This window comes from Flavobacterium sp. (assembly GCF_044338735.1).
Lineage (GTDB): Bacteria > Bacteroidota > Bacteroidia > Flavobacteriales > Flavobacteriaceae > Flavobacterium.
This window is the reverse complement of record NZ_JBIIWV010000101.1, coordinates 1-8,012: the sequence shown is the minus strand read 5'-3', so window position 1 is coordinate 8,012 and position 8,012 is coordinate 1. Positions and strand designations below refer to the sequence as shown.

The 8,012-nt window shown below is 33.6% G+C and carries 3 protein-coding genes and 1 pseudogene; 3 read left to right on the top strand and 1 reads right to left on the bottom strand.

The window, feature by feature from the left end; genetic code table 11:
* On the bottom strand, positions 1 to 5,092 hold a 5,092-nt coding region (locus tag ACIQZC_RS07505), incomplete at its 3' end, for a beta strand repeat-containing protein (protein WP_396138617.1).
* 409 nt (positions 5,093 to 5,501) lie between these two features.
* On the opposite strand from ACIQZC_RS07505, the gene ACIQZC_RS07500 reads away from it, so the two are divergent.
* From ACIQZC_RS07500 to ACIQZC_RS07490, 3 genes and pseudogenes are all read left to right on the top strand, one after another.
* Positions 5,502 to 6,065 (top strand): hypothetical protein, encoded by a 564-nt coding sequence (locus ACIQZC_RS07500; RefSeq protein WP_396138616.1) that lies wholly within the window; start codon positions 5,502 to 5,504, stop codon positions 6,063 to 6,065.
* A 225-nt stretch (positions 6,066 to 6,290) separates the two neighbouring features.
* A complete protein-coding gene (locus tag ACIQZC_RS07495) occupies positions 6,291 to 7,199 on the top strand; it encodes an NAD-dependent epimerase/dehydratase family protein (RefSeq protein ID WP_396138615.1) in 909 nt (302 codons plus the stop codon).
* A 127-nt stretch (positions 7,200 to 7,326) separates the two neighbouring features.
* A pseudogene (locus tag ACIQZC_RS07490) lies at positions 7,327 to 8,012 on the top strand (nucleotide sugar dehydrogenase); the annotation flags it as partial.

The following is an 8,012-nucleotide window of genomic DNA, read 5'->3' as shown; positions in this document are numbered from 1 at the left end:
AAGGCTTCGGATTTACAACAATAGTTATGGTAAAAGTACTTCCCACACAATTCCCGGTATCACCAGAAGTTGGTGTTACAGTGTAAGTAATAGTTTGAGCCGTATTAGATGTATTGGTAAGTGTTTGGCTAATAGTACTAATTCCAGCAGTGGTAGAAGCACTTGCACCTGTGATATTTGCATTTGTACTGATAGTCCAAGTATAAGTTGTTCCAGTTGGTACGATATTTCCACTACCATTAGTTGGCGTAACTGAAAATGCTGTTTCTGAACAAATAGAAGGATGTGTTACATTAGCAATAAAAGGTTTCGGATTCACACTAATTACAACGGTAAAAGTACTTCCTGAACAACCATTAAAAATTGGTGTAACTGTATAAGTTGCTGTTTGAACGGTATTGGTTGGATTTATTAATGTTCCACCAATAGTTGTTTGATTTACTCCAGAAGCACCGCCAGTAATTCCACTTGTAACGGCAGGCGTACTCCAAGAATATGTAGTTCCTATGGGAATACTATTTAAAGTTGAATTAGCTGGTGTTATTGAAAACGTACCACTACTACAAATTGCATCAGTAAAACTTTCGGTAATATTTGGTCTTGGTTTTACAGTAATGGTATAATTATAGGTAATTCCAGCACACGCAGAAGCATCGTTAGTTGATGCTACAGCTGCATAGGTAATTGTAATTGGCGCATTAGTAACATTTACTAAAGTTTGAGCAGGTATGGTATTGGTTCCCGAAGTGGTTACTCCAGTAATTCCTGTTGGTTGCACAGCGGTCCAAGCAAAAGTTGCTCCAGAAGTAGTGCTACTTAAATTCACTAAAGCGGAAGTATCACCTGAACAAATGATTTGATTAGTAGGTGAGAAGGTAACCGCTGGACTTGGGTTTACGGTAATTGTAAACGATTGTGTTGGTCCTGCACAAGCAGGTGTTCCGTTTGAAAAAGAGGGAGTCACGGTAATTATACCTGTTATTGGATTAGGTGTTATGTTCGTAACATTAAATGCATTAATAGTTCCAGAACCAGATGCCACTAACCCAATTGCAGTGTTTGAATTTGTCCAATTGTATGATGTTGTTCCTCCTGAATTGATAGTTGAGAAAGCTACTGTAGTAGTGCTAGTTCCAGTACACAAAATTTGATTAGCAACAGCATTTACTTGTGCTGTTGGATTTACGGTTATGGTAAAACTTGTTGGTAAACCACTACAAATAATTCCATTGTTGGTATAACTTGGTGTAACTTGAATAGTTGCATCAATTGGGCTTGTTCCTAAATTTACAGCTGAAAATGCAGCTATATTTCCATTACCCGAAGCTGCTAAACCAATAATTGAAGTGTCATTCGTCCATGAGTAAGAAGTGCTTCCACTAATATTTGAAGTAGCAAAATTTATGGCTGCTAGAGTAGCCCCATTACAAACCGTTTTATTCGGAACAGTAGTTACTTTTGCGGAAGGATATACAATTATTGTAAAAGAAAATGGTGCGCCATTACAAGTGATAGAATTTGTATATTGAGGTGTTACTGTGATAGTTGCAGTTATAGGAGTTGTACCATTATTTACTGCTGTGAATGAAGGTGTGCTGTTTATACCATTCCCTGCTAATCCTATTGACGGAGCGATGTTTACCCAATTGAAAGTAGTAGTTCCACCAGTATTATCGCTCGTAAAAGTTATTGCTGAAACTGGGTCTCCATTACAAACTATAATATCTGAAACAGTATTTACTTGACCTCTTGGATTAATGGTTATATTAAATGTCTTAGAAGTCCCAACGCAGCTTTTAGTACCATTTTCGAATGTAGGCGTGACTGTTATAGTTGCTGTAATTGGACTCGTTGTATTATTAACAGGAGTAAATACTGGAATGTTTCCAGTTCCTGAAGCACCTAGCCCTATTCCTAAAGTATCATTAGTCCATGAATAGGTTGTTGTTCCAATAGTATTTACACTTGTAAACGGAATAGAAGTCGATGGTGTTCCAGCACAAAACACAAAATTATTTGGTTGGTTAACTTGACCAGTAGGATTTACCGTAATTGTAATTGTATTAGGCGTCCCTACACAACTCACTCCACCATTTTCAAAAGTAGGTGTTACTGTAATTACTGTACTTATAGGGGCTGTAGTGGTATTATTTGCTGTAAATCCTGGAATATCTCCGTTTCCTGGAGTTGTTAATCCTACAGAAGGGTTACTGCTAGTCCATGAATAGGTTGTCGTTCCGCCAGTATTGGTAGTTGAAAAATTAGCTATGGTTACAGAATCACCATTACAAACGACTTGTCCAGGAATGGTATTAACTTGTCCTCTTGGATTGATCGTAATTGTAAATGTTATTGGTGTTCCAGGGCATGAGGTTGCTCCACTAGTATTAAATGGTGTAACAGTAATGGTTCCAAAGATAGGAGCATTTCCTGTGTTTGTTCCTGTGAAACTAATTGCAGTAGTTCCCGAAGCTGCAAGTCCGATAGCTGGATTACTATTTGTCCAAGAATAATTAGTTGCATTGGTACCAGAAAAAGAAATAGGCCCCACACTTCCATTATGACAAACAACAACATCATTAATTGAATTGATAGTTGGAGTAGGAATTACGGTAATTGTTACGTCATCTGTTTTCGGATCACAAGGTCCCGGGGGATCATTTGTAGTTAATGTTAAAACGATTGTTCCTGTAAAACCTGCTGGAGGCGAATAGGTACTTGTTAAACTTGTAGCATCGGAAAAAGTTCCTCCATTTGAAGAAGTCCAACTTCCAGATGTAGCGGCACCGCCAACGACTCCATTTAATTGTAAAGATCCATTTTGACATACTGGATTGTATGTACCGGCTTCAGCAGTAGCTTGAGCATCTACACTTACCGAAAACGTAATTATTTTTGCAAGACAAGGTCCCAGAGGATCAGCAGATGTTAACGTAAAGATTATCGTTCCAACATAATTAGCTGGAGGTGTATAAATAGGAGATAAAGCATTTGCATTTGGCGAAAATGTTCCACCTGTTATGGATGCAGTCCAAATTCCTGTAGTGGCCCCACCAGTTATCGAACCTGTTAAAGGAATACCAGTGTTTAGACAAGTGGCTATAGGGCCAGACGCTGAAATTTGTACGGCAGGATCTACATAAATAGTGCTTGAAAACGTATTACTACCACATTCGTTGGTTAGTGTTAAGGTGTAATTATAAGTCCCTGCTGTTGCAAATGTTACGGTTGGATTACTTGAAGTTGTACTAGATATTGATGTGGGTGGATTACTTCCAAAACCCCATAAATAGGTAACCGCTTGCGTAGCATAACAATTAAAAACGGTTGGATTTAATGTAATTGTAGTCCCTTCACAAATAGTTTGTTGTGTTAGTGTAGTTCTTGGTTTATCCTTAATGGTTATGAATTGGGTTCTTACTTTGGGTTGACATGATGTTCCAGTCACAGCGTTTTGTAGGGAAGTTGTCAATTGAATGGTATATACTCCTGCGCTAGTAAATGTAATTTCAGGCTCAAAAGAGGAAGCATTTCCTGAGGTAAAACTCCATCCTGAACTTGTAGCATTTGGACAACTTTGAGGATTGGTATGTGTTACTTGCCATAAATACACATTGGTATTGGTACATCCTGGTACACTTGATAAATTATCTAAAGTTATTGTTGTTGGTGCACAGTAAGTAGCTGGATTAGTAGTAGGACTCATTGTAAAATCAGCATTAACTTCTGGGTTGACGCAAATGGTTCTTGTTTGAGATGTAATTCCACAATTGTTAGAACCTGCATATAGTGTTATCGTATATGTTCCAGGTTGTAAAAAAGTTACTTGTAATGTGTTAGATGCAGAACTTGTCCAATCTTCTGGATTATTTGGAGAATTAAAATTAAAACCTAAATTACCAACAACACTAACAAAGGAATTAGTTGAAATAATTCCAGACGTAGTTGCGGGTATTATACCATTTGGTCCTTGAATTGTCCAATATTTATTATAAGTATTATCACATGTAAAGGTTACTCCAGGTCCTTGAGATGAAATATTTGCACCATTAATAGTTGTATCTGTGAATATTATTGAAGTATTTACACAAATATTATTGTTTGCTGGATTTGAACTAAAATCAGCTTCTGGCTTAGATTGAATATAATAGGGACCATTAGAATTTGAGCTTGTTCCGCAAGGATTTGAAACGGTTACTGAAGCCTGAAATGAGTTATAATAAATCGAGCCATTTATATTGGAATTAGTATTACATGATACAATATTAAAATTATGAGTTACTTGAAAGATCCATTGGCCTAAAATTGTATTAAATTGGCCACCAAGAGCAATTAATTGTTCATGAGTATAAGTTTGTATGGGTGAGCCGTCATTTACTTGAAACGAATAAATTGTACCGTTTGTATTTTGTGCACCTGCAAAAATATTAAATACAACACTACTAGGATCACAAAGTACAGGAGTTCCTGCTGTACCTACTGAAGCACTTGGACTAGCCCCAATAAATACATTGAAAGTTTTAGTTTTAGAACATCCATTTTCTAATGTAACAGTGTAAGAGATTGTAAATAATCCTCTAGGATAGGAGTGACTATCCCCTGGTATGTTTACTCCCGTGTAAGTTGTAGCAGGAGTACTATCTCCCCAATTTATTGTATGTACTGTATTAGAATTAGTATTTTGTGTATCCGTTGAAAATGTGAAATTTACATTTCCACTTGTAATACTACATCTGCTAAAATACGTTGTATTATTAAATGTAGTGGTTCCCCAGTTTGAACCTAAAGAAAAACTTGGAGTTGGACTATTAAGTACAACCACATTCACACTACTACTAGTGCCATTTACTGTTAAGGTTGTAGTAAATGTTCCAGAAGAATTGTAAGTAATAGTATGCGGTCCTGCTGTAGTAGCAGTTGCGGTGCTTCCTTCTTGAAACGTCCAAGCAAATGTGGGGTTAGTTCCCACTCCTGTTGATGTGTTAGTATAAGTTATGGATTGCCCTTGACAAATGGTTACGATGCCATTATCTGCAGCAGGATTAGTGCTAAAACTAGTCAAAAGTAATGTTGTTTCGGCCTGAATGGCCATAGTAGGGATTAGAAAAACAACAAATAATAATATAGTATTTTTTATTGTGTTTATCAATGGTAAAGTGATTTATCTCAACAAATTTACGAAAAAATATAGAACGGAAATCACTTTTTCAATACTAAAATTTTTAAAATCAAATTATTTTGGGCATTTTAAAAATTATTATTTAAATTTATAATAAAATAATAAGTTTTTGAAAATAAATATAAATAATCTAGTTAATAAATATGATATTTATTCAACACCAGTTATTTATATACTAGATAAAAACAAGACTATAACAGCGAAAAGAGTTGGGATAGATCAAATAAAGAACTTTATTATTTCCACTAATCAATAAAAACAATGGGTTATTAAATATTTTTACTAAATTTGTTTTAATTAATTATAATAAATTTATACAAATATGAAAAAAGTAGTAATCTTAGCATTGTTTATGGTGTCAACATTTTCTTTTGCTCAAGTAACAAAAAAAGAATCAAAATGGGTTATAGGTGCCGGGGTAAACTTCATTGATAATACAAGTTCTGGAAATGATGAATATTTCAATTTTTCTAATTGGAATGCAACTCTAGGTTTTTCTAAGTTATCAGTTCAGTATTATTATAATACTAATTTATCTGTATCTTCTGAATTTACAATGAATAGATTAGACAAAGATGTACAGCAAAATGGGCAAGCAATTGATGCGAATTTATCGTACTTTGGATTTGATTTGAATGCTCGATACAATGTAGCTAGATTGATAAAATTACCAAGTAAATTTTCAGTTGAGCCAATTCTTGGTATAGGAAATGCTTGGACAAGAGGAAATCCAAACCAAAGTTTTAATACAGGACTTTCTTTAGGATATCAAATTACCGAAACATATGGTGTAAGAGTTCAAACTCTTGGAAAATTTGCTGCTGAGAAAAATACAGTTGGAAATAATATGATTCAGCATTCTTTAGAATTGTATTTTAAATTGTAACTACGAGTTCTTTTAGTATAAAAACCCCAAAAGAACATTGTTTTTTTGGGGTTTTTATAAATATAATATATTTATTTTTCACAATTATACCCTCATTTTTTTAATTTTTATTTACTGTAAATATTTGATTTATAGTAAATTATATTTTTTTTTAGTATTTAAATTACCACTAATTCAATTGACAATATGAATTATTTTGTAATTTAGCATTCTTAAAAAATAAATATGAGCCTAATAGTATTGACGGGAACCACAGGTTACATCGGTCAAAACCTAACAAAATTTTATAACGCAAAATCAAAGAAAAACAAATCCATATCGTTACGTTTTCAAAATTGGTATAAAATGATGCCTCAGGAAACAGAAACGATTATTCATTTGGCTGCTATAAATCAAAATACACAAGACAGTGCCTTTGATGAAGAATATTTTAGGGTAAATACAGAACTTACTTCTAAGTTGTTTCGTTATTTTTTAAGTTCAAACGCCAAAACATTTATTTTTTTAAGTACAACTGAATTGGTTGACAAACAAATAGTTCAAATTACAGAAGCTTCCAATGTAAATCCTTTAAATCCATTTTTACAATCAAAACTTGATGCTGAACAATTCATTCAAAAACAAAATTTACCTGAAGGCAAACGCGCAATTATTCTCAGGGTAGCACCATTATATGGAAGAGAGACCAAAAGCGTTTTGCACAATACTTTTATTTATTGTAAAAAATTCCCATGGTTTTATGGAGCGCTGGATACCAAACAATCTTTTTGTAATATAGATAACTTAACTGAAATTATATACCAAATTACAGAAAACTCCTTAGTTTCGTCAGGGGTATATAATGTTGCAGATGATGAACCAATTGGCTCTATAGAATTTGTAAATTGGATAGCAAACGTATTGGAAAAAAAAGCATCGATCTATAAACTTCCTAAAGGAGTATTGAATCTTATTGCTAAAATGGGAAATATTTTTAATTGGGACTTTAATTCGAAAAAATTATACGAAAAATCACATTCTAGAGTAGTCAATTGCGCTAAGTTAAAAAATGAACTTCAAATAACTAAAATGCCTTTTGATACCGAATACAATGTTATCAAAACAATAGAATATTATAATTCTATTAAGATATAGTATTTTAAAACACAAATTTTTATTGGGTTACATTAATTATATTATTTTGAGGTCAAGATAAAATATTATCTTAAATTTGTTTGCTTAAATTTGCAATAATTAAAAGTATACAAATAAATCTATTAGAATGACTATAAAAAATATTTGCTGTATAGGTGCTGGATACGTAGGTGGGCCTACAATGGCTGTAATTGCTCAAAAATGCCCACACATAAAAGTAACTATAGTTGATATAAATGAATCTCGAATCAACGCTTGGAATAGTGCAAATTTTGATGAATTACCTATATATGAACCTGGTTTAGCAGCAGTTGTTAAAGAAGCCAGAGGAAGAAACCTATTCTTTTCAACAAACGTAGAACAAGCTATTGATGAAGCAGAAATGATTTTCATTTCAGTAAATACACCAACGAAGACTTATGGTGAAGGAAAAGGAATGGCTGCCGATTTAAAATACATTGAGCTTTGTGCTCGTCAAATCGCTAAAGTGGCAAAAACCGATAAAATAGTGGTAGAAAAATCTACCCTTCCGGTTAGGACAGCTAGTGCGATTAAAGAGATTTTGACCAATACAGGCAATGGAGTACAATATCAAATTTTATCAAATCCTGAATTTTTAGCAGAAGGTACTGCAATTGAAGATCTTTTTAATCCTGATAGGGTACTTATTGGTGGTGATAGTACTGTAGAAGGACAAAAGGCAATTCAATCATTAGTTGAGGTTTATTCAAATTGGGTTCCAAAGAACAAAATAATAACAACTAATTTATGGTCTTCTGAATTATCTAAATTAACAGCAAATGCTTTTTTAGC

What these genes read in the sequence shown, in the direction of transcription:
- ACIQZC_RS07495 (WP_396138615.1), top strand. Translation starts at nt 6,291, where the DNA reads ATGAGCCTAATAGTATTGACGGGAACCACAGGTTACATCGGTCAAAAC.
- ACIQZC_RS07500 (WP_396138616.1), top strand. Translation starts at nt 5,502, where the DNA reads ATGAAAAAAGTAGTAATCTTAGCATTGTTTATGGTGTCAACATTTTCT.